Source organism: Paenibacillus sp. Y951 (genome assembly GCF_056786395.1).
Map to the genome: position 1 here is coordinate 265096 of NZ_JBXCIY010000004.1, position 22876 is coordinate 287971.

Consider the following 22876-nt stretch of genomic DNA (forward strand, 5'->3'; position numbering starts at 1 on the left):
GGAAATTGTTCAGGTGCAAGCTGCTTTTTTTGTTTAAGCGCCGCGCGAATGGGAAGTCCGCGTTTTAGATTTCAAATCTAGCGGACTTAAAATGACTCACAGGTGCACCACCAATCACGTAAACTTGGATTCTTAGAAGTATCGGCGAAGAATTGTATAAAAATTTGTGACCTTTTAATCAGAGTGAATTATAAGGATAATATTGTCAAAAGAAGGAGCTGATCCTAAATGGAAAACATTACGATAAGAAGAATCAATGTAAGTGATGATTTTGAACAATTATTTCAGATGATGAATGATACCGCTAAGAAATTTAATCCTGACCCTACTTTTTTCGGTTTTGGTATGTCTGTACAAGATTTAAGAGAGGAGTACGCCGACTCAAGCAATAGCCAGGGTTTTGTTGCAGAGAATGATGGGTCAATCGTGGCATTTATGGGTATTTCTTTATCGGATATTACGAAGAACGGCCATTTAGTGTTTGGATACACCGAGGCATATGAAGCAGCACTAATCAATCTGGTAGAAAAATGCATGCTGGTGGTCCGCCAAAACGGCGGAAAAAAGCTTATGAAATTTGCCTTTTGTAAGTTTGGGCAAATTAGAAATAGTGAAATATCATTGTGGGAAAAAATGGGTTTTGACTCTGAGGAATACGCGAATGTATCTTTAATGCTTTCGATCAACGATTGGCAAGAACCCATTGATTTTTGCAATTCAAATATTGGTTTAGTTCCAGAAACGGAACTTGGAACCATCAAGCAATTACTGATCGAAGATGGTAAAGACTTTATTGCTGAATTAGTCAGTAACTATTCCAGAAAAAATATCATAATAGCTTTACGAGATGATAAAAGTAATGAAATCATTGGATTGGCACATTATTTTGTGGATTTAGTTAATAAAGGTACAGGTAATGAATTTTTTGATGCATACGCGTTCACTCTACACTTCCGGCCTAAGTATGAGTTGAGTAGAACGGAGAAGCTAAGATTGTTACATGCCTCTTTACTGTCAGCTAAACAACTGGGAGCTCTGCATGTGATCGCGCGGATTACTTTAAAAAACTTTGAGGTATTCACTTTAATGATTCGAGAAGGATTTGATGACGTGGGTATGGAGAAAAACAGTACTGTGAATTTATACAAAATGGTGCAAAATGAGTAAAAGGTATATAAATGCAAAGGATATATTGCCAGAAGAACTGATACAAGAAATACAGAAACATGTCAAAGGTAAGCATATATATATTCCGCAAACAGAACGTCAAAACTGGGGGACATCAACGGGAATTCGCGAAGAATTAAGAGAACGTAACGAAGAAATAGTCTTGAAATACAAATCTGGACTGAGTGTTTCTCAGTTGGTTGATCAATTTAACTTAAGTGAAGACCGCATAAGACGTATTATCTACGATAGACAGAACTAAGGGGTGATACAAGCTAACAATTAAGGTTGCTGATTCTATCGACAACCTTAATTGATGAGCGGGCGGATTATAGGTTTAACTAACGAGTACGATAGTAGAGCGGTAGAATCGATCCATCACTTGTTTGTGCGGCGGGCAGTCGGCATCATACGACCAGTCCAATCGTTAACGTAACCATCGATTATATGACTAGATTAAGTTCATCAGCAACAGAGCGAATATAGGTTGCGGCTGCATCATATTGATCATTGGTCGTCAGATGTTCAATCATAATCGGAATATCTCTTTGCAGTCCATTCAATTGCTGTAGCAGCACTGCGTAATTAAGCTGTCCTTGTCCGGGCACGACCTCATCAAAATGAAGCGTTAGATGGGGCTGTAGCACAATATCTTTGGCGTGGACGTTCTTAATATAAGGACCAAGATTTTGGATGAAATCAATAATCAGTTGGTCATTGTGATAGTAGGTATGAGGGCTATTAATAATATTGACAGGGTCAAAATGAACGGCAAAAGCATTACGATCAATCGCTTTTACTAGCTGCACATAGCTGTCTATACTATTAGGATACGCCCAAGGCATCATTTCCAAAGCATAGAAAGTACGAGTGGGCAAGGCAGCATCAATAATGGTACGAACAGTGTCCACAATAAGGGCGAATGTATCGTTAGTTAGATTGTCTCGATGTGGGCCATCCCATTGCATACTACGTGAACCTGCAATATTTACACATACGCCAGCACCGATTTCATTAGCCAGATTCAATCGTTGGATGCAATGATCAATGGCCTGCTTCGCTACTTGATATACTTCTCGTCAATGAAAAGTTGCATCGTAAGCATGAGCTGTGTGCAGCTACAGTTAATGATAGAGTATCATGAACACGTGTTTATGTAAACGGGTAACATGAGTAAGAAGTAAGCTACTTTATCCTGCAATAAATGTTGACAATAGTGGAATTTTCACTATATGATAGACTTGTGAACACGTGTTTACATGGAGGTAGATTAATAAATTGAAAAAATCTGAAATTAACAGTATAGAGGTTGCCCGACTTGCTGGCGTGTCGCGCAGTACAGTAAGTCGGGTGGTCAATAATTATGCGAATGTCCCCTTTGAAACGAAAGAGAAGGTAATGAAGGCGATTAAAGAACTCAATTACTTTCCTAATGTCTCAGCTCAAATGCTAGCAGGGAAAAAATCTCGTACCATCGGTTTATTTATGGTGAGTTCAGGCGAAGTTTCTGTAGACGTCCTGACGAATATGATGATTGTAAGTGTAATTGAAAATGCCTCGGATTATGACTATTACGTACTAACATATATTATTCGTGACACAACCGACGTAGCTACGATTAACAATGTGAAAGAGATATTTTACCAACGAAGAATTGACGGTGGTATTTTTATCGGTACGGAGCATTATGAGCCATTTGTCGAGGAATTGATTCAAGAAGGTTTTATTATTGGCGTATTTGATCAAGAGCATCCGGAGTCTACAACAGGCAATCGGATCGTAGCAAATTTCAATAATGAATCAGGCATGAAGCAAGCGACTGATTATCTTGTAGGCCTTGGACATCGTGAGATCGGCGTTATTAATGGAAACATAAAGCGATTATCAGGTGAACGCAAATACGAGGGTTTCATGCAAGCGATGGAGCAGAATTCATTAGTAGTTAATTCAAGCTGGGTTGTGGCTGCTGATTTTACGGATGAGGCAGGATATAACGCTATGAAACAATTACTTGAACATCAAGAGTCATTACCAACGGCATTCATTGCAGCTAATGATAGTATTGCATTCGGGGCAATTCGCGCGCTTCGCGAACAAAACATTCAAGTGCCAGAGGACATCTCAGTCATTGGCTTTGATGATCATGTATTAAGTGAAAAGCATTCTCCACCACTAACTACTGTTAAAGTAGATTTTAAGCGTCTGTTCAAAGAATTAATGAATGTCTTAATTGCTAAAATTGAAAAACCAACAGATGAGATTAGGCAAGTTAGTGTGGATTGCTCATTAATTATCCGTGAGTCTTGCTTGCGGAAGAAATAATATATACAACAAAACCATTGGAGTAATAAGCAGAACGGGGGATGATGGAATGAATATTTTAATAACTGGAGCTAATCGAGGGCTCGGCTATGAAATTTTAGTTGAGGCATTGCAACGTGGGCATCATATTTATGCTGTATTACGTAACGAGCAGGCTGTCAATCAGTTAACCGCGTTGATGGAGCAGCAGCGATTGGATGAAGGTCAAATTACGATATTATTATGTGATGTAACGAATGAGGCTGAAGTTTCCCAAGTCGCGTTGCAGCTAAATCGTAGTAAAGTAGAACTGCATAGCATTGTTAACAGTGCAGCTATATTAGTTGGTCGTGAGACGGCAATTGTTGATTTGGATATAGATGATGTGGTCAATAGCTTTGATGTGAACTTGTTTGGCCCGATGCGTATTGTGAAGCATATGCTACAGCTACTATCACAGCAAGAAAGCTCAATCATTAATATTTCTTCGGAAGCAGGGAGCATTACGAATGCTTATGCAGGAGATTATCCTTATTCTCTTTCTAAATGTGCGCTGAATTTGTTCTCAGAACAGCTGAAACGATGGCTGCATGCTCATGATACTCATGTATGGAGTATTCATCCAGGCTGGATGCGTACAGATATGGGAGGACCATCCGCACCATTATCTCCGCAACAAAGTGCACAAGGCATTGTGGACATTATTGAACGTAAAGTTGCGATAGATTCCGCTTTTGCATTTATTAATTATAAAGGTGAAGCTATGCAGCTATAATACTGTAAATATATGATAAAATGATGAAGTTTTATTAAAAACTATCCAGTAGCATAAATTTTTTAGAATTTAGTCGAAAAGAATGCGATTACATTGTGTAATGTTGCAATTTATACTCTATTACCATTTGTAATTCTAGTCCAAAATGGATATGATAAATAGGTATAGTTAACGAGATCGTTCTAGATTAACTAGTTATCATTAAGGAGGAATTATAATGGCATTAGAATCAATGAAAGATATGTTAAACAAAGCGCTTAAAGAAGGTTATGCTGTTGGTCAATTCAACATCAATAACCTAGAGTGGACTCAAGCTATTTTGGCTGCTGCTCAAGAAGAGAAATCTCCGGTAATTTTGGGTGTATCTGAAGGCGCTGCTCGTCACTTTGGCGGTTTCAAAGTTGTAACTGCAATCGTTTCTTCTCTAATTGATGAAATGAAAATTACTGTTCCAGTTGCTACACACTTGGATCACGGTTCTAGCTTTGACAAATGTAAAGAAGCAATTGATGCTGGTTTCACATCAGTAATGATTGACGCTTCTCATCATTCATTTGAAGAGAACGTTGCAATTACTAAATCAGTTGTTGAATATGCACATAGCAAAGGTGTTTCTGTAGAAGCTGAGCTTGGTACTGTTGGCGGACAAGAAGACGATATTATTGCTGAAGGCGTTATCTATGCTGATCCTAAAGAGTGCTTCGAGCTTGTTAAACTTACAGGTATTGATTGCCTAGCTCCTGCTCTTGGTTCTGTTCATGGTCCTTACAAAGGCGAACCAAACCTTGGGTTCAAAGAGATGGAAGAGATTTGCAAAACAATCAGCCTTCCTCTAGTTCTTCACGGTGGTACTGGAATCCCAACTGAGCATATTAAACGTTCTATCTCTCTTGGAACTTCCAAAATCAACGTAAACACTGAGAACCAAATCGAATTCACTAAAGCAGTTCGTGAAGTTCTTAAAAATGATCTTGAAGCTTACGATCCTCGTAAATTCTTGGTTCCTGGTCGTAACGCTATTCAAGCTACGGTTGCTGGAAAAATGCGTGAATTTGGTTCTTCTAACAAAGCATAATATAATATTCAATGATTTTGAAAAAGCCATCTGCATGCAGATGGCTTTTTTGATGTTGTTTAGTTGGTTTTTAGCTTGAAAGTAGCAGTTACAGGATTATGATCACTATGTGCAAATTGTAAATTTTCCGTTGAAACATTGATGACTTCAACATTAGGTGAAACTAAGAAACCATCAATTACCGCTAAGAAATTGACCCCTGCGCTATAAGGGATATTTAGCGTACGAACCGTTGGAACGTCGCTATTCACTGCCCACTGGAAGCCTTTAGGTGTGAAATCCTCCGGGAATTTTTGTAGCCAATTTGGCCATGCTTGCGTTGTAGGGAATTTGGTTGAATCCGTTCCTGGTAATGCGTGATTCCAATCGCCACCAATAATTAAGTAATGTCCAGCGGCTATTTGCTGCTCAATATACTGACTAAGAAAATCTAATTGCTGTTTGCGGATCGTGCCACCCTCGTCAAATGCAGACAAATGTAGATTCAATAATATTAACTCTTTTCCATCACTTACAGGAAGTCTCATTTCTACGAAAGCACGATCTAGCTCGAATAACTGAACAGGCCAGCTTTCTTTACCGGGAAGATCATATCTAGTTTGCGAATCGATATGGAATTTACTAAGTGATAACAGACCACTTTCTGCCCTGCCCATTGGTTTCATAAGCGGAATTGGCACCCAAGGTGTTTTATAATTATAGGCGAACACGCTGCTATACTCTGGTAGCTTATCGATGAAATAATCGACCTCATTCATATCATATGATCTCGTAGCTGCAACATCGATCTCTTGTAGTAGGTAGATATCTGAATTTATTTGATTCATCGTAGCAGTAATAGCTTCCATATTACGTTCTGTTTGCGCTAAGCTGCTCGATCTTGACATTGTGCCTCCATCCATGAAAAAATCTTGATTAGCATCTAATCCACCATAGCCAATATTGAACGTCGTTATTGAAAATGGTTTTGCAAAGTTAATCGTTTCAGATACAGGATGACGTATTAATAAAGGCTCAACAGCATTTGGTTTGTAATCCGTAAGTGAGACATATCCAAGAAATCCGCAGATAACAATAATGGCGCTACTTAAAATGAACAGTACGATACGCAGAATCAATCTTTTCATAGTCACACTCCTCAAATAGTAAATGTAAAACAAACTGTTGATATTGTAGTGAATAACTGTAAAATAAAACTTAACTAAGTGGCGTTCATCGATTAGATGAATCAAATGAATAAAGTGAGGATGATCTAATTGAATTGTGTAAGCTGTGGAACTACAAATTTGGAAGGTGCGGTTCATTGTCATAATTGCGGGGTGAAATTAGCTCCAACAGTGCCACCACAACAAGGGTATGCAAACCCGGCTAATGTAGCGCCAGTTTCTACCGATGATAAATTGAAAGTAGTCAAAGAATATTTCAAGTATGTATGGGTCATTCTAAAAAAACCACATATCGAAGCTTTTGCAAAAGATAAAACTCATTTGTTATTCGGAGCTATTAACATTATAGCATTTGCAATATTGTTTGGGTTAACGACTTGGTTCTTAATGGACAAATTATTAGATATATTCGGTGAATCAGCTTCATTCATATCAGCATTTATCGTGCCAGTCATCGGTTCGGCATTTTTCTTAGCAATTGGCGGATGTGTAGCGTTTGGATTGACTAAGCTGAATAAATTAACGACTAATTTTGTCGATGTATTGTCGCAATGGTTTGCTTATATGGCGATACCTGCAGCAATTATGCCATTAATTTTCATAACTGCATTAGTTGGCTTATCGAAATTATCCATCTTGCTGGTAGCTGTCGCATTTATTTCTGTATTTGCAAGTGCAGCGTCTATTGTGAAACATTATAAGCTAGGCGAATCGAGTGTCATTGATCCTATGTATTCCACAACAATATTCTTTGCGGTACAGGGACTTGTATTATACTTTGTACTTAACCAATTCGTAGCTTCATTCATAAATGCTTTCGGAAAAGGCTTCGGGAATATGTTTGATGGCTGGTAAGCTATTTTTCTAATTTACTTAATATTCGTTCTCACGGTACATTATAAGGTACAATAGGATATAGAAGCATAAAGGAGTGTACGAAATGGCAAATGAAGAAGTTGTACTTACACAAGACGGGCATGATCAATTAACGGCCGAACTTGGAGAGCTTAAAGGAACGAAGCGTCGTGAAATAGCGGAGCGCTTGAAGCAAGCGATTAGCTATGGTGACTTGAAAGAAAATGGTGAGTATCATGCAGCCAAAGACGATCAAGCATTTATGGAAACACGGATCAAACAAATTGAAGCGATGCTGCGCGTAGCTATTATTGCGAAAGCTGAAAGCACATCAATTGCCTCTATAGGTTCAACCGTTGTCTTATATGATCAGGAATATGATGAAAATGTTGAATATACGATCGTTGGACAGGCAGAAGCAGATGTTATAAACTTCAAAATTTCTTATGAAAGTCCACTTGGCAGAACAATTATCGGTAAAAAGGTCAACGATACTATTAAAGTTGACGCGCCAATGGGAATGATTGAATATAAGCTTTTGGAAATAAAATAATACATTGAAATAACGCTAGTCTGCATGAACTAATCATACCACAACAAAAAAGGGTCATCGATATTTACAGTAGCTGCTGCAAATATCGATGACCCTTTGTAATAACTAAATTACAGTTTAGATGTAAGCATGCGAACCGCTTTGAATAGCTGGGATCGAGAAAATCTAGCCAAAGTACGCATTGATTTGGGAATAACTTTAATCGTTATATGTTCATGTAATGTATTGTGAACTAGTGCTGCAATAATAAGTATAGTACCAATAATTTCAAATGTACTAATCGTGTAGCCTTGAATAGCTATAATAATAAACGTCGTAATGGGCACGAAATTAATAAATAGTACGCCGTGAGTGGAAGAAAGTAACTGTATCCCTTTGTTCCAGCTTAATAAAGCAACAAGTCCAGGTAATAGCACCATAAATGCCATTTCGTATTTAATAGTCGATAGTGTTGCTAGTGTAGGTATTTCTAACATTCCTGTCGCCGTTCCTGATGCGACTACAAGCAATGCTACACCATTACCAAGCAAGCAAGTTAATGTAGAATAGCGCAGAATTGACCAACCTTTAAAGCGAGAACCGCCCAATGAATAGACAACCCATCCAGTAACGGCGATAAAAATTAATAATAAAGGTAGCAGTTGATTACTATTCATGAAGAAGAAGGAAAAGTTACCTTTAGTAATGACAAGCATTGCCCCGACAAAGGCGATAACAATATTACGAGTCGTAGTTGCCGTTGGTTTTTTACGTGTACCTAGCCATACTAAGACGATTGTAATAATTGGCATCAGCACTTCCATAATAGAAGCAATAACTGTTCCGGCTTCACCCATCATCTGCTGCCCAAGAAAAATGCACATATTGTAGACGACAAATGCCATCGTTCCGAAAAAGGCTAAAGTAAGTCCACGTCCCTCAAGTTTGAACGCTTTCCGCCCTTCCTTAGCAAGCAAAATGACCGTTAATAATATACTAACAATGAAATATCTAATAAATGAAAAGTAGAACGGATCGATATGCTGTAAAGCCAAATGTGCAACTGGAAACATTGCACCCCAAGAAACGCTTGCAATAAGACATAGTAATGCGCCGAACACTACATTCTTTCTAATCATCTGGTAACTCTCCATTCCAATATTTCTCTATAATGCTACTATAAAATATTTTATACACTATGTAAAATGATTGAAAGTAAACATATCCATCATTTATAATGATATTACTAATAGTTATCACTTTGGCATGTTACGAAAGAGGGGTCAATATGGAACTTAATGATCTAATTATATTTCAAAAGGTAGCTGAATGTGGAAGTGTAAGTAAAGCAGCGGAGCAATTGAGCTATGTACAATCCAATGTAACGGCTCGAATTAAAGTGTTAGAGAAGGAATTGCATACGCCATTGTTCAGTCGCCACAAGCGTGGGATGATTATTAACTCAGAAGGTAAACGGCTTTTGGAATATGCGAAAGAGATTACAGCGAAAGTGGAAGAAATGAAGCTGAGCTTTCTAGATCAAGATGGGGCGTCGGGGATGCTGAAGATTGGAATCGTTGAGACTGTTATTGCGCTCCCACATATTCTATCGTCATTCAACGACCAGTATCCAAATGTAGAATTATCGCTAATTGCAGGGGTTACAGATCAACTTGTTCAAGATGTGATTGATATGAAGTTAGATGGAGCTTTTGTAACAGGTCCGATCCGTCATCCGAATGTTGAGCAGTTAGCTGTTATACAAGAAAAGCTTGTCTTAGTATCTAAGCGAGACAGCTTTACGATGGATCAACTGACAACGACTCCATTTCTACTTTATCATAAAGGATGCGGCTATCGAGGACGATTAGAAAGCTGGATGAAGGTCGAAGGCATTATTCCTCGTAAAATTATGGAGTTTGGTACGTTTGGAACGATTATCGGAAGTGTTGCAGCAGGTATTGGCGTGACTATTATTCCGCAATCTAGTGTTATAGATCTTGTCGCTAGTGAGGTTGTGGAAGAACATCAATTGCCAGATCCTTATTGCGATATTACGACGATTTTTGTATGGCGGAAGGATTCATATATTACGAATACGCTGTCACATTTTATTGATGAAATTCAACGGCATGCGTATTTACTAGAAAAAGTTAATGATAATAATGTGTGATTAATATGTTTATTATCAACATTTACAATAAATAAACAATTGAAAATGAATATTTATTAATTATATGTTGATCTCATCACCTTTCATTCTTATAATAAGTTAATACATTACTATACTAAAGTAATGTATGTCATCTAAGAATTAGGGAGTGTACTTGATGAAGGTTGCGATATTAGGTAGTAGTGGTGGTAATTTGTTCAATTTGGGTGGTCGTGACCCAGAGAAGTTGTTGGGTGAAATTCTCGTGCAATGTCAAAGCGCTGGCATTGAAGTTGCAGCAGTTCAATTTATCGCTGCGCAGGAGTCAATGGATGTAGCGAAGGGTAAAACATTAGCATCTCTATATAGCTGGAACATCGCGGAGCAAACATTCGTGAAAGGCCAACAAAATAATTTAGCTACTATTAATGATCAAGCGAAATCAGCCGACGAAGCGATTGCAGCGCTTATAGATAACAAAGAAGTTGATGGCATCATTATTATGAGCGGTGATCCTCAAGGAACGAATAATGCGGCAATAACAGCAGCGGCTAAGTTCAAATTGCCGATTGTAGGTACAGGTGGAACGTCGATGGCAATGATTAGTACGAAAGGTGCTAACGTGATCGCTACATCTGGTACGACCGGGACAACGAACCGGACAAGAGCAGTTTCCTTCGTCACTTCATTAAGTAAACAATGGAATATTAAATATATGCCTGTGCTTGGCCATCAAGGCAATAATGGTCAAGGCTCTTCTATAAGTGTATGGAAACGAATTAACTTCAAGGGAATTATGCAAGCCTCTTTACCAGGATTTATTGCAATGGCAATTGTACTGGCTTTGAGTAAAATTCCTGCTTTAGCAGTTATGAGCGATGTGTTTAACGTTATTATTGGTGCATTGCCTATATTAATTGCAGTAATTGCAGCGAAGCAAGTGTCAGAGCTAGATGAGGTTTCGATTGTAGCTGGTGTAATTGCAGGTATACTATCGACTGAAGGCGGCATTATCGGCGGTATGATTGGTGGTATTCTTGCCGGTATATTCGTCCAATGGCTGTTTACCAAATGCGTTCAGTGGCGCTTCCCGATGACAACAGTCAATATTGTTGCTGGCGGTGTCTCGGGTCTTGTTGCAGGTCTACTTATGTACTTCCTCGTGTCCCCAATTGCGCTACAGCTTGGTGAATGGGTAAAAATTCTCATTAATGCAGCGATTGATTTCAATCCGATATTAGCTGGTATATTAGCAGGCTTATTGATCTGGCCAGCAATTTTAGCAGGTGTATATCACGCAGCTATTTTACCTATCGTATTACTTGAGATGGAGACAACAGGAAACAGTTTCCTTGGAGCTGTAGATATGGTTGGTCTAGTGATGGTTTCTGCTGGTATTACATTAGCTAATATTATTAGTCCGCGTGATAAAGGAGAAGCAGCGGTTGCAACACCAGGCTTCTTAATAAATATGGGCTTTGGAACATTCGTTGAGGCGGCGTATCCGTTCATGTTTTCTAATAAAATCGTCTTTGCAGGCGCAATTATTGCTTCTGGTATCGGTGGTGGTCTAGTTGGTTTGTTCGCCATTCGTGGTACTGCGTATGTTCCATCCTTTGCGGCTCCATTCTTGTCTGATAATCCATTAGGTTTTGCCATCGCGATGATTGTATCCTTACTCATTGCTTTCGCGATAACGATAGTTGCCAATAGGACTACAAGAGCAAAATAATCAATTCATTCTTATATAGAAGCTATGAAGTAGCTGATGTGAATAGGTGATACACCTTAAGCGAAGTTACTTCATAGCTTTTTATATGCATATCTACAATAAAAAATATAGTTACTTGCAATTCGTTGGAATTATATGCACAATATAATTAACTAATAAAAACGTTTATGCTTCCGAAGCAACTTGTTGTTTACAAGAAGAAACTCAGGAAGCTAACAAAAAGTTTTGAAAGGATGATAGAGATGGAATTAGGTATATCGACGTTTGTAGAATGTAATCCCGATCCGCAGACTGGGGAGCTTATTAGTCATGCTGAGCGTATTCGTCAAGTTGTAGAAGAAATCGTATTGGCCGATCAGGTTGGATTGGATGTATATGGGGTAGGAGAACACCATCGCGCGGATTATGCGGCATCTTCGCCTGCAACAATACTTGCTGCGGGAGCGGCAAGAACGAAAAACATTCGACTGACAAGTGCGGTGACCGTACTTTCTTCGGATGATCCTGTTCGCGTATATCAACAATTTGCTACTGTTGATGCGATTTCTAATGGTCGTGCTGAAATTATGGCAGGCAGAGGTTCGTTTATTGAATCATTCCCGTTATTCGGCTATGACTTAGAGGATTATGATGAACTGTTTGATGAAAAATTAGACTTGTTACTTCATCTTACGAAGTCGGAAGAAATCAATTGGAAGGGGAAGCATCGCCCGTCTATCAATGCTAAAGGAATCTACCCGCGTCCTGTTCAAGATCCACTACCCGTATGGATTGGCAGTGGTGGCAATCAACAATCAGTCATTAGAGCTGGTTATCTGGGTATCCCCCTTGTGCTAGCTATTATCGGCGGTAGCCCGTATAACTTCGCACCGCTAGTTGAATTATACAAACAGGCCGCTACAAGATCAGGTCATGATATTAGTAAACTACCGATCGCTTCACATTCCCATGGCTTTATTGCCGATACAACGGAACTTGCAGTGGAGCAATTCTTCCCGCCAGCGCAAGCGGTTATGAACATCCTTGGTCGAGAAAGAGGATGGAGTCCTTATACGAAGCAAGCATTTGATCATGCGCGTAGTATTGAAGGAGCGCTATATGTTGGTGATTCACAATATGTAGCGCAGAAAATTATTAACTTACGTAAGCATGTTGGCATTACACGCTTTATGCTGCATATGCCATTAGGTACGATGCCACATGATCAAGTCATGCATGGTATTGAGTTGTTTGGTAAAGAAGTCGCTCCGATCGTTCGTGAGGAAATAGCGAAATGGGAGAAGGAACAAGGAATATAATAAAATAATTTTGGGGAAATCCGATATATCGATGATATATCGGATTTTTTGTCTATATCAATGAATCAAATAATAATCTATTTTATAGGAAAGAATGGTATAATTTATGAATAAAACGAATTAGGAATGAGGATTTTCTGTTGCTATACGTTCTGAAATCATTGAAGAAGTATTTATTGAGTCATAAGCTACTACTATGTTTTGTTGTGCTTGCACTCGTATTTGAATTAGCATTCGAATATTTTACATCGCTGAGTATGAAATATTTGATCGATGAAGCAATATTACCGAAAAATATTACTGTGTTTTTCATTGTGTTAATTATATTTGTTGTTGGAGGTTTGCTCAATCTTATTATTGGTGTAGGTGGAGACTATTCACTAGCGAAATTAAATGAAAAAACATTGCTTGGATTGCGTAGTGATGTGTATAAGCAGCTTCAAACGCTATCTTCTAAAGCTTATCAAAAATATCGTAGTGGCGATTTATTGTCTCGCTTTACGCTTGATGCCCCGGCTATCGAATATGCATTGCAGCAAATTTTTATTATCGGATTATACTCATTTATGAGCGCTATTGTTGGCGTAGCGTTGATGATTACAATTTCATGGAAATTAACAATTGTTGCTGTAGTAGGATCATTACTTGTCATCATGCCACAAGCACTGCTGAGTAAACGTGCGAAACGATACAATCAAAGCTATGTAGATGGAATGGAGCAATTTTCTAATCATATAGAAGAGGAAGTAAAGGGATTTCGTACGATACAAGCATTCAACTTAAAACGCAGCTTTGAGCAACGCTTTGATAAACAGATGGGCTTGCTCTATTCGTTTGGCGTAAAGAGAAGTTTTATCAATTCGAATTTGGAACGATTGCCTGTCCTGATCTTAACGATTGTCAATGTTGCGGTATTAGCAATCGGCGGTTATTTTACGTTTCAAGAACAGATGTCGATTGGAGATTTTACAGCTTTTAACTCTATTTTTCTTACATTTAATTATGGTATAACAGCTTTCATGCGAATCATTCCAGCATTTATCGAGGGCGAAGTGGGTATGAAGCGAGTGAATGAAATTTTAGAGCTGCAGCAGGAAATTGTGGAAGTGGAGCAGCCAGTCGTTTTATCGAATAAAGGAGCAACCGTTGAATTCAAAAATGTTAGCTTCGGATATGACGATCATGAAAAGATTTTGAACCGTATATCGCTGCTTATTAAGGATGGGCAGTATGTAGCGATCGTTGGGACAAGCGGCTCAGGAAAGAGTACATTAGTCCAATTACTGCTACGCTTTCATCAGGCACAAGAAGGTAGTATTATGATCCAATCACATCAGCTGGAGCAAGTTGAATTAGAGAGCTTGTTCCGTACGATTGGTGTTGTCTTTCAAGAGCCTTATCTGTTTAACACGACATTGCGTAATAACTTATTGCTAGGTAATGCCGATGCTACTTCAGAAGAAATTGCACAAGCACTAGATATGGCTGGATTAAGTGAACTGATCGTTAATTTGCCTCAAGGGCTGGACACTATCATTGTTAATGAAGGACACAATTTCTCAGCAGGAGAAAGACAACGGATCGCCATCGCACAGACGGTTTTGCGTAATCCGCACATCTTTATTGCAGATGATATTACGGCGGCACTTGATCCTGCGGCGGAAGCTATTATTAATCAATGTCTAGTCAAATTAAGTCGTAATCGGACGCTTATTCACATTACGCATCGCCTTCATACGATAACGGATGCAGATTACATCTATGTCCTTGATAAAGGGCAGTTAGTTGGCTCAGGCAAGCATGATGATTTGCTAGCTACATGCGCTCATTATAGGCAAATGTGGACGAGACAGCAAGGCTTCCAATGGAGCCAAGATGGACAGCAAGTACATATTGCGACTGACAGGCTGAAGCAGCTACCGTTCTTTGCTGAGGTGGAAGCTGAAGCGCTACAGCATCTTGCAACGTATTTCTTAACGGAGAAGCGGGTAGCTGGTGAAACGATTATTCGTGAAGGTGAAAAGGGCAATACATTCTATATTATTGTGCGTGGGAAAGTAATGATTACGAAAAATAATACTGATGGTTCAATAACGACGGTTGCTAGTCTTGAAGACGGCGAATACTTTGGCGAAATTGCGCTGCTACGTCAAATTCCACGTACAGCCAACGTTATTGCAGCAACAGATTGTGTCCTGCTAACATTAAAAGCTCAGCAACTTATGCCGCTAATGAAAACATATCCTTATATGCGCGAGCAGCTAGAGGCTGTCATCGTGCATCGGATGAAATAAGGTTGAGATTTGGTAAGAATCAAATGCTATCATCAAATGATACTAGGTTGGTTTACAACGATGGAATATGTAGTACACTTATTGTTAAACGAAGCAATCATAAAGGGGCGTATTCTAATGGCAGATCATCGGATTATTCACTCTGTAATTTTTACACTTAAACATGCGGCAGGATCAAGTGAGGAGCAAGTATTTTTGGAGGATGGACGAGCAATTTTAAGTTCTATCCCGACTGTTCAACAGTTCAAAGTATTCGATCAAGTAAGTCCGAAAAATGACTACCGATTTGGCTTCAGCATGCTGTTCGAGGACGAGCAGGCTTATACAGCCTATAATGAACATCCACTTCATGTTGCATTTGTAAGCGAACGCTGGGAGAAAGAAGTTACACAGTTTTCGGAGATTGATTATCGCGAGCGGTAGGATGATTTTAATGTGAGAATAAGAAAGAGATGAACCTCGAGGTTCATCTCTTTTCTTTGTAGTACATATTACGCCCAGAAGGACGGTTAACAATTGCATAAAAGCCTATACATCTAAGTCACCAAATACTTCTTCATATGTTGTAAATGAGCCAAAGCTATATCGTGATCTTTGGGCACAAGACCATATGGATATTTAACATACATTGCCCCGTTATGGATGCCGTAAAATGAAAGAATCTTGCTGTTTTTCACCCATCAGACAAATGATAGGGGCAATATAGCATTCTAGCACATATATAAGAGTAGACCTGACACTTGCAAGTATGCAGAAATCGTATAACATTCATCATCGATGTTAAGGGAGAGACGACAATGCTAGATACTGTATTGAAACCATTTACTTCACTTGTATCGAGAATGAAGTATGGTCAAAAGTTTATTTTCATTAGTATTTTATTTCTTGGTCCAATTATTTATTTGTTTACGACATGGGCAGTGGAACAGCAAAACAATATTAACTATATGAAAGGGGAGCGTGTAGGAATTGCGCAGATTGAAGCAGTGTGGCCGCTTGCTATTCAAATTCAGCAGCATCGAGGCTTAGTTAGTGATTACTTAAATGGTAATACGACATTGCTTGCCAATATTAAAGAAAAGCAAGCAGAAATAGAGGAATTAATAAACAATATCGATCAACAATTCAATAAAGAGCAATATCCACATTCATATAAGTACTTTCAATCGATTGTAAGCCAGTGGGGTCAGCTGGAGGTGACCTACGACCAATATCTAGAAGCAGAAAGCTATAATATGCATTCTGATTTAGTGAAAGAGGTGTTGGTAGCGATAAAGCTAGTATCAGATGAATCCTATCTTACGCTCGATACGGAAATCGACACTTATTATATGATGCAATTACTAGTAAATGACTTGCCAATATTAATAGAAACTACGGGGGTCATTAGAGGTAAAGGCAATGCTGCTTTAATAACGAAGCAATTAAGCGAAGATGCGTATTTGCAATTACAGCTAAGAAAGGCAAGTAGTCAAGATGCTAGTAATGAGCTAGCGAATAAAATAAGTAGATTAGAGACGAGTTATCCTGGAAAGTATAAGGAGCTTTTAGAGGAATTAGCTGCTGTTCATACTTTATCAGGCAACTATATTACATTATTAGACCAAGAAGTATTGGAGGCTGCTAGCTTTACGATGAGTAATGAAAATTACTATAACAAGGGTGCAGCAGCTATCGAGGAAATGAGCAAAGCTTATGTGTTGCTAGGGGAAAATATGACGGAGCAATTAGCAACTCGAATAGATGATTCGATATTCAGTCGTAACGTTACCTTGTCCATCATGATCGTTATTTTTCTATTTATTATGTTAATCTATCTTTCCTTCTATCGAAATGTTATAGAAACAGTGCGGAATTTGAAGGACCGTGCCGAAGCGATGGCAGAGGGCGATTTCTCCCAGCATATTGTACTTAATACAAGAGATGAACTGCGTCAGGTTGGCGAAGCGTTTAATAGTATGCAGCAGGCAATGAGTGTTGTGCTCGACAACAACCAAACGATAGCGCAAACAACGCTTCATTCTTCTTCGCAGCTGGCAACGATTGCTCATGAAAGCTCAATGGCGATGAAGCAGGTGGCAGAATCAGTACAGCATGTATCCGATGGTACAGTAAGACAGACACGTACAACTAGTGAAACCGCAAAAGCAATGAATGAGATGGCGATTGGCGTAAGTCGGATCGCCGAGGCAGCATCAGAGGTAGCTTTTGTCGCAGTTCGTGCGAGTGAAAATGCATTGCTAGGTGATCAACAGTTAACAGAGACGGTCAAGCAGATGGATAGCATTAAAAAGTCGCAGGATCTAAGTGCAGGTGTCGTTCGTCGGCTAGAGGAACACTCTGCGCAAATTAGTAAAATTATTGATGCAATTATGGATATCGCCGCTCAGACAAAGTTGTTAGCATTGAATGCTAACATCGAAGCTGCGCGTGCTGGTGAGTATGGACGTGGATTTACTGTAGTAGCACAAGAGGTTGGCAAGCTTGCGGAAGAAACGACAACCTCAGGCAAGTCGATCTCGGAATTGCTAGGAGAAATACGTGGCTTAGTGAATGAAAATGTTGAAGCGATGAAGTCGATGCAGCTTGAAACAAATAGCGGCTTGGAATTTCTTCATCGCTCAAAAAATACAATTGATCGAATATTAGAAGATATTAAAATCGTAAGTGGGCAGATCCAAGATGTTTCCGCTACATCAGAAGAAATGTCAGCAGAAATGCAGGAGGTTACGTCCTCAATTGCTGAAGTTGCTCATATTTCCGAGCTTAATTCCAATGAAGCAGAAACGATGGCTGCCGCTGCGGAAGAACAGCTGGCATCGATGGAGCAAATTGAATATTCCGCGCAGGAGCTAAAGCAAATGTCTGCGCAATTACAGGATGATCTAAGCAAGTTTGTACTGCAACCAAAAGCATAGCAAACTGTAGCAAGCTATACATGCTTCACCATATGCCAAAAAGGCTTGTGGTGGAGCGTGATTTGTTTGTCGGCAGCATAGCCTTTACGCTTATATACTTCTTCGGCCGTCGTATTATCGAAATCAACGTTTAAGCCGACCTTATGCACACCGTCAGCTACCGCTTTCTGCTGGCTATATTCCATTAAGCGTGAGGCAATACCACGTCCTTGATACGATGGATGAACGGCTATTGCATCGATGTAATATTCATCAGCATCTGCTTCAGGCTCTAACGTTACTTTTTTATGTGTACGCTGCTCTAGCAAGAACTCAATCGGAGCATATAATGCAGCCATGTCTTTGCCGTAGTAGCATAGAATCATCCCGGCAATCTGTCCGTCAATCTCTTCAACGGTAACTAATTCGGAGCTAAAGCGATTACCAGGAGAACAGTAATATTCTGTTAATATTTTGGCAGCGGCATCTTCATCATGCTCTCCTGTAAATGGAATCGTTAGATCATGAATCGCGGAAATAATTAAAGAAATAACTTGAGACGCATCTTCTAACTGTGCTTGTCTAATCATGTGGGGGTAGCTCCTAAAACTTTTTATTTGTTTGATGATAAGGAAAAAGCTTAGATCAACGTTATTTCGTTGATCTAAGCTTTATATTACCACAATATAAACGCGGTTGTTCATCCTTAAGTTGCCTCGATAGAGGTTTTCTTATTTTTCAATAGAAACAATAATCATTTCATATGGAGCAAGTGTCCATTGTTGTTCTGCTGCTTCTGCACGAGATCGAGTTACAAAGCTATAACGCGCATCTAATGGAGGAATTGGCTTCGCTTCATTGGAGAAGTTATGAATGAATACATACTTTGTCGATTCATTTTCACGGCTAGCAGCATACACTGCATTTGGCAATTGTACATCAAGCGCAGTTGCCAGATCAAGTTTGCTAGCTATATCATGATAGAAATCATCATAGAAGGAATCTTCGAAATGACTGCCGATATGATAAGCTTCACCATTGCCGAATTGATTACGAGTGACGACAGCACGACCTGCATAGAAGTCATCTTGATACGTCATAATCGCTTGGGCACCTTGCAAATTAACGATGTCACAAAGCATAGAACAGCTATAGCTGCCTTGTAGTTTACCTGCAGCAAGGGATTTCTTAACTTGACCATAGTTCAGTTCATGATCATATAAGCCGTCAATTTCTTCGCTATATAGACCAAGAACATCGGTTAAGTCATGAGGACCATCACCCATGAACATTAGATCGTTTTCGTTAATGACGCCGCTCCAATACGTTGTAATGAGTGTGCCGCCATTTTCAACAAAAGCGCGCATCTTTTTCTCAAATCCAGCACGAAGCATATAAAGCATCGGTGCAACAACGACTTTATATTCATTAATTTCACATTCCATATCAACAAAATCAACGGAAATACCTTGTTTCGTAAATGCACGGTAATGAGCTTGTACTTCTTCGATGTAGCCCATATCTTTGTTACGAGGACCTTGAGAATCCTCAACTGCCCATTTGTTCTCCCAGTCATATACGATCGCAACTTCAGCATTCGTATTAGTAGCAGCAATATCAGACAAGCCAGATAGCAAATATCCTAGATGTGAAACTTCTTTGAATACTCTTGCATCAGAGCGATCATTATGGGCAACAACAGCACCATGTAGCTTCTCGCTAGAACCACGACTTTTTCTCCATTGGAAATATTGAACGGAATTGGAGCCGTGAGCGATTGCTTGTAGAGAAGACAATAGATGCATACCAGGCTTTTTCAACTTAGATACGCTTTGCCAGTTCGTGCTTGATGGTGTACTTTCCATCAATAGGAACGGTTGTTTTTTGATAGAGCGCATGAGATCATGCATCATCGCTGTATCTAGACCAACAGAGATATCATCCTTCTTATGCCATAACGGATAACTATCCCATGATACGATATCTACATCATTTTTGAATTTAAAGTAATTTAGACCATCAAAGTAGTACATAAAGTTTGTTGTTATTGGAAGATCGGGATTGAACGGTTTCACAGCTGCAACTTCATGATTCATGAAGTTTTGAGTCTGATCAGAAACGAAACGTTTCCAGTCAAGATTCATCCCATGAATCGCATTTTCACCATGTGGTGCAGGAGATTCAACTTGCGACCAATCGTCGTACGTATGGCTCCAGAATGTCGTCCACCATTGCATATTAAGCTCTTCAATCGTACCGTATTTATTTTTCAGCCAACCGCGAAATGCATCCTGGCAATAATCACAATGGCATTCACCGCCATATTCATTAGAAAGATGCCATAGCTTTACAGCTGGGTGATGCGCATAACGTTCAGCAAGTTTTTGGTTAATAATTGTAATCTTTTCACGATATGCAGGTGAAGTATAGCAATGGTTGTGACGAGCTCCGAATAGGTTACGTTGGCGATTAGCGCCTACACGTAACACTTCAGGATATTTCTCTGCTAGCCAATTCGGACGAGCGCCTGATGGCGTAGAAAGAAAGATGTTAATACCATTGTTATATAAATTATTAATAACGCTATCCATCCATTCAAAATCAAAAACGCCTTCTTGTGGCTCAAGCTTTGCCCAAGAGAACATACCGATCGACATAATATTGCTGCCGGACGTTTTCATATACTCGATGTCTCTAGCTAATATTTCTGGATCATGAAGCCATTGCTCCGGATTATAATCTGCTCCGTGAAGCAATTTATCTGAGAATAATTGTTTCATTAATATATCCCCTTAAACTTTTTATAGTCCTCCTGATATACTTCTTGAAAGTAAAAAGTATATCGGAAGCATAATCCTTCAAACTTTTTTTTATAGATTAGGCTATACTCGATAATCGTTAAGAATATCGAGTATAGCCTAATGGTAGATAATGATTACTTAACTGAACCAAGCATACCTTGTACAAACTGTTTTTGCAGTAAGAAGAAGATAATAACGGTAGGTATTGTAGTAATTATAATTGCCACCATAATAATACCATAGTCTGGATTATAAGACGATGCCAATGACGATACAACAAGTGGTAATGTTTTTTTCTCTGTCGATTGCAGGGCGATCAATGGCCATAGGAAGTTATTCCAGTTTGCCATGAATGTAATGATAGCCGCTGCTGCATAAGTTGGTTTCATAGTCGGGACATAGATATGTGTGAATAGTTTCAACTCATTCAATCCATCAACCCGGCCAGCCTGAAGTAATTCACGTGGGAATGACTTCGTATTTTGCAGGAAGAAGAAGATCATGAACGCAGTAGTCATACCAGGTAGAATAACTGCTGTCGCAGAGTCCAATAATCCCCAAGAACTGAATAACTTGAACAATGGGATCATAATAGCCGCGAAAGGCATCATCATGGATAACATTAGTAAACCAAATAGACGATCTGTACCTTTCGTGCGATAGACTTCAAAACCATAACCTGCCATAGAACAAAGAACTAAAGTTAATAGTGTAGAAACAAGTGCAATTACCAAAGAGTTCGTAAATGCAGTAGCAACATCTGCTTGATCAAATAATTTAGTAACGTTATTCATAAATTCAGAACCAAAGCTGAACTTACCTTTAACGATATCGCTTGATGTATTTGTCATACCAATAATCATCCATGCGAAGGGAAATAACGAAATGAATGAAGCGATAATAAGAAATGTATGTTTACCGATAGCACCTAGATGTCTCATTTCTTCTCACCTCCGACTTTCAATTGTAGAAGAGCAAGCACTGCAACGATAAATACAATGGCATAAGATACAGTAGCTGCATACCCGAAGTTAGGAGTATATACAAATGATAAGTTGTAAATGTAATGCGAAATTGTCATCGTTGAGTTACCAGGTCCACCATTTGTAATATTTACAACCTCATCGAACAATTGCAATGTACCGTTCGTAGAGATGATCGCTGTAAATAAAATAATTGGTTTAAGCATTGGAATGGTAATAGACACGAATTGACGGAATTTAGATGCGCCATCAATCGATGCCGCTTCATATACGCTTGGATCAACGTTTTGCATAGCTGACAGATAGAAGATCATATTATAACCTGTCCAACGCCAAGTAATAGCTAATATTATGACCACACGAGCCCAGACAGGATCCATCAACCATGCTACAGGCTCACTGATAATATGCAAATTTAATAACATCTGATTGAAGATACCATCTACCGCAAACATACTTTTGAATAGAATGGAGTAAGATACTAAAGCTGTTACGCAAGGCAAGAAAATTGCTGTACGGTAAAAACCTTTTAACTTCAATTTAGGTGAATTTAACAAATGGGCAATAACTAAGCCCAGTAAAAGCATGATAGGTACTTGAATAACTAAATATAAAAGCGTATTAAATAAAGCTTGTCTGAACATTGGATCCGAGAATAGGCGAGTGTAGTTACCTAAACCGACAAATTGCGATACATTACCTTTGCCTGATTCGAATGACAGGAAAAAGGATTGAATCATTGGATAAAAACTGAACAATAAAATTAATGCGGATGGCAGTAATACAAACTGCCATCCGATTAGAGAGGATTTATTGAACTTGCCCCTCATGAATACCACCCGCTAACT

Annotated in this window: 20 protein-coding genes; 13 read left to right on the plus strand and 7 right to left on the minus strand. The window is 39.1% G+C overall.

Going from position 1 to position 22876, the window contains the following annotated elements; translation table 11 throughout:
• Positions 1-228: 228 nt before the first annotated feature.
• The gene (locus AC1TPB_RS08035) at positions 229-1167 is read left to right on the plus strand and encodes a hypothetical protein (protein ID WP_482076001.1); all 939 of its coding nucleotides are present in this window, start codon (positions 229-231) and stop codon (positions 1165-1167) included.
• The gene (locus tag AC1TPB_RS08040) at positions 1160-1429 is read left to right on the plus strand and encodes a CD3324 family protein (protein WP_482076002.1); all 270 of its coding nucleotides are present in this window, start codon (positions 1160-1162) and stop codon (positions 1427-1429) included. Before AC1TPB_RS08035 ends, AC1TPB_RS08040 begins: the two co-directional genes overlap by 8 nt.
• Before the next feature lie 181 nt (positions 1430-1610).
• Here AC1TPB_RS08040 and AC1TPB_RS08045 read toward each other — a convergent pair whose 3' ends face one another.
• A complete protein-coding gene (locus AC1TPB_RS08045; RefSeq protein WP_482076081.1) occupies positions 1611-2216 on the minus strand; it encodes a sugar phosphate isomerase/epimerase family protein in 606 nt (201 codons plus the stop codon).
• 229 nt (positions 2217-2445) lie between these two features.
• Here AC1TPB_RS08045 and AC1TPB_RS08050 point away from each other — a divergent pair, with 229 nt between their 5' ends.
• From AC1TPB_RS08050 to fba, 3 genes are all read left to right on the plus strand, one after another.
• Positions 2446-3489, plus strand: a complete 1044-nt coding sequence (locus AC1TPB_RS08050) for a LacI family DNA-binding transcriptional regulator (RefSeq protein ID WP_482076003.1) — start codon at positions 2446-2448, stop codon at positions 3487-3489.
• 49 nt (positions 3490-3538) lie between these two features.
• Positions 3539-4243, plus strand: coding sequence for an SDR family NAD(P)-dependent oxidoreductase (locus tag AC1TPB_RS08055; protein ID WP_482076004.1), 705 nt, complete (start codon positions 3539-3541; stop codon positions 4241-4243).
• Positions 4244-4460: 217 nt separating this feature from the next.
• Positions 4461-5318: a class II fructose-1,6-bisphosphate aldolase gene (fba, locus tag AC1TPB_RS08060; protein WP_482076005.1), complete on the plus strand. Its 858-nt coding sequence runs from the start codon at positions 4461-4463 to the stop codon at positions 5316-5318.
• Positions 5319-5377: 59 nt separating this feature from the next.
• Here the strand turns inward: fba and AC1TPB_RS08065 are convergent, their stop codons facing one another.
• The gene (locus AC1TPB_RS08065; RefSeq protein WP_482076006.1) at positions 5378-6445 is read right to left on the minus strand and encodes an endonuclease/exonuclease/phosphatase family protein; all 1068 of its coding nucleotides are present in this window, start codon (positions 6443-6445) and stop codon (positions 5378-5380) included.
• A gap of 192 nt (positions 6446-6637) precedes the next feature.
• On the opposite strand from AC1TPB_RS08065, the gene AC1TPB_RS08070 reads away from it, so the two are divergent.
• Both AC1TPB_RS08070 and greA read left to right on the plus strand, forming a co-directional pair.
• A complete protein-coding gene (locus tag AC1TPB_RS08070; RefSeq protein WP_482076007.1) occupies positions 6638-7339 on the plus strand; it encodes a hypothetical protein in 702 nt (233 codons plus the stop codon).
• 85 nt (positions 7340-7424) lie between these two features.
• Positions 7425-7892 carry a transcription elongation factor GreA gene (gene greA, locus AC1TPB_RS08075; RefSeq protein ID WP_482076008.1) on the plus strand — a complete coding sequence of 156 codons (468 nt, stop codon included), beginning with the start codon at positions 7425-7427 and terminating at the stop codon, positions 7890-7892.
• Positions 7893-8002: 110 nt separating this feature from the next.
• Here the strand turns inward: greA and AC1TPB_RS08080 are convergent, their stop codons facing one another.
• Positions 8003-9007, minus strand: a complete 1005-nt coding sequence (locus tag AC1TPB_RS08080) for a DMT family transporter (RefSeq protein ID WP_482076082.1) — start codon at positions 9005-9007, stop codon at positions 8003-8005.
• A 152-nt stretch (positions 9008-9159) separates the two neighbouring features.
• On the opposite strand from AC1TPB_RS08080, the gene AC1TPB_RS08085 reads away from it, so the two are divergent.
• The 6 genes from AC1TPB_RS08085 to AC1TPB_RS08110 all read left to right on the plus strand — a co-directional run bounded on the left by AC1TPB_RS08085 (position 9160) and on the right by AC1TPB_RS08110 (position 18265).
• Positions 9160-10044 (plus strand): LysR family transcriptional regulator, encoded by an 885-nt coding sequence (locus tag AC1TPB_RS08085; RefSeq protein ID WP_482063736.1) that lies wholly within the window; start codon positions 9160-9162, stop codon positions 10042-10044.
• A 157-nt stretch (positions 10045-10201) separates the two neighbouring features.
• A complete protein-coding gene (locus AC1TPB_RS08090) occupies positions 10202-11755 on the plus strand; it encodes a PTS sugar transporter (RefSeq protein ID WP_482076009.1) in 1554 nt (517 codons plus the stop codon).
• Between the two features lie 242 nt (positions 11756-11997).
• Positions 11998-13053 (plus strand): LLM class flavin-dependent oxidoreductase, encoded by a 1056-nt coding sequence (locus tag AC1TPB_RS08095; RefSeq protein ID WP_482076010.1) that lies wholly within the window; start codon positions 11998-12000, stop codon positions 13051-13053.
• Positions 13054-13214: 161 nt separating this feature from the next.
• The gene (locus AC1TPB_RS08100) at positions 13215-15347 is read left to right on the plus strand and encodes an ABC transporter transmembrane domain-containing protein (protein WP_482076011.1); all 2133 of its coding nucleotides are present in this window, start codon (positions 13215-13217) and stop codon (positions 15345-15347) included.
• Positions 15348-15464: 117 nt separating this feature from the next.
• Entirely contained in the window at positions 15465-15770 is a 306-nt protein-coding gene (locus tag AC1TPB_RS08105; protein WP_482076012.1) for a Dabb family protein, read from the plus strand.
• A gap of 374 nt (positions 15771-16144) precedes the next feature.
• Positions 16145-18265 (plus strand): methyl-accepting chemotaxis protein, encoded by a 2121-nt coding sequence (locus AC1TPB_RS08110; RefSeq protein ID WP_482076013.1) that lies wholly within the window; start codon positions 16145-16147, stop codon positions 18263-18265.
• Between the two features lie 14 nt (positions 18266-18279).
• Here the strand turns inward: AC1TPB_RS08110 and AC1TPB_RS08115 are convergent, their stop codons facing one another.
• From AC1TPB_RS08115 to AC1TPB_RS08130, 4 genes are all read right to left on the minus strand, one after another.
• The gene (locus AC1TPB_RS08115; RefSeq protein WP_482076014.1) at positions 18280-18834 is read right to left on the minus strand and encodes a GNAT family N-acetyltransferase; all 555 of its coding nucleotides are present in this window, start codon (positions 18832-18834) and stop codon (positions 18280-18282) included.
• Between the two features lie 141 nt (positions 18835-18975).
• Positions 18976-21024 carry a beta-galactosidase gene (locus AC1TPB_RS08120; protein ID WP_482076015.1) on the minus strand — a complete coding sequence of 683 codons (2049 nt, stop codon included), beginning with the start codon at positions 21022-21024 and terminating at the stop codon, positions 18976-18978.
• 155 nt (positions 21025-21179) lie between these two features.
• Entirely contained in the window at positions 21180-21986 is an 807-nt protein-coding gene (locus AC1TPB_RS08125; RefSeq protein ID WP_482076016.1) for a carbohydrate ABC transporter permease, read from the minus strand.
• On the minus strand, positions 21983-22858 hold the full coding sequence (locus AC1TPB_RS08130; RefSeq protein WP_482063728.1) for a carbohydrate ABC transporter permease: 876 nt from the start codon (positions 22856-22858) through the stop codon (positions 21983-21985). Before AC1TPB_RS08130 ends, AC1TPB_RS08125 begins: the two co-directional genes overlap by 4 nt.
• Positions 22859-22876: the final 18 nt, after the last annotated feature.

Excerpts from the sequence above, each read along its gene's own strand:
- AC1TPB_RS08035 (WP_482076001.1), top strand. The coding sequence starts at position 229 with ATGGAAAACATTACGATAAGAAGAATCAATGTAAGTGATGATTTTGAA.
- AC1TPB_RS08040 (WP_482076002.1), top strand. The coding sequence starts at position 1,160 with ATGAGTAAAAGGTATATAAATGCAAAGGATATATTGCCAGAAGAACTG.
- AC1TPB_RS08055 (WP_482076004.1), top strand. The coding sequence starts at position 3,539 with ATGAATATTTTAATAACTGGAGCTAATCGAGGGCTCGGCTATGAAATT.
- fba (WP_482076005.1), top strand. The coding sequence starts at position 4,461 with ATGGCATTAGAATCAATGAAAGATATGTTAAACAAAGCGCTTAAAGAA.
- AC1TPB_RS08065 (WP_482076006.1), bottom strand. The coding sequence starts at position 6,445 with ATGAAAAGATTGATTCTGCGTATCGTACTGTTCATTTTAAGTAGCGCC.
- greA (WP_482076008.1), top strand. The coding sequence starts at position 7,425 with ATGGCAAATGAAGAAGTTGTACTTACACAAGACGGGCATGATCAATTA.
- AC1TPB_RS08085 (WP_482063736.1), top strand. The coding sequence starts at position 9,160 with ATGGAACTTAATGATCTAATTATATTTCAAAAGGTAGCTGAATGTGGA.
- AC1TPB_RS08090 (WP_482076009.1), top strand. The coding sequence starts at position 10,202 with ATGAAGGTTGCGATATTAGGTAGTAGTGGTGGTAATTTGTTCAATTTG.
- AC1TPB_RS08095 (WP_482076010.1), top strand. The coding sequence starts at position 11,998 with ATGGAATTAGGTATATCGACGTTTGTAGAATGTAATCCCGATCCGCAG.
- AC1TPB_RS08105 (WP_482076012.1), top strand. The coding sequence starts at position 15,465 with ATGGCAGATCATCGGATTATTCACTCTGTAATTTTTACACTTAAACAT.
- AC1TPB_RS08110 (WP_482076013.1), top strand. The coding sequence starts at position 16,145 with ATGCTAGATACTGTATTGAAACCATTTACTTCACTTGTATCGAGAATG.
- AC1TPB_RS08115 (WP_482076014.1), bottom strand. The coding sequence starts at position 18,834 with ATGATTAGACAAGCACAGTTAGAAGATGCGTCTCAAGTTATTTCTTTA.
- AC1TPB_RS08120 (WP_482076015.1), bottom strand. The coding sequence starts at position 21,024 with ATGAAACAATTATTCTCAGATAAATTGCTTCACGGAGCAGATTATAAT.
- AC1TPB_RS08125 (WP_482076016.1), bottom strand. The coding sequence starts at position 21,986 with ATGAGACATCTAGGTGCTATCGGTAAACATACATTTCTTATTATCGCT.
- AC1TPB_RS08130 (WP_482063728.1), bottom strand. The coding sequence starts at position 22,858 with ATGAGGGGCAAGTTCAATAAATCCTCTCTAATCGGATGGCAGTTTGTA.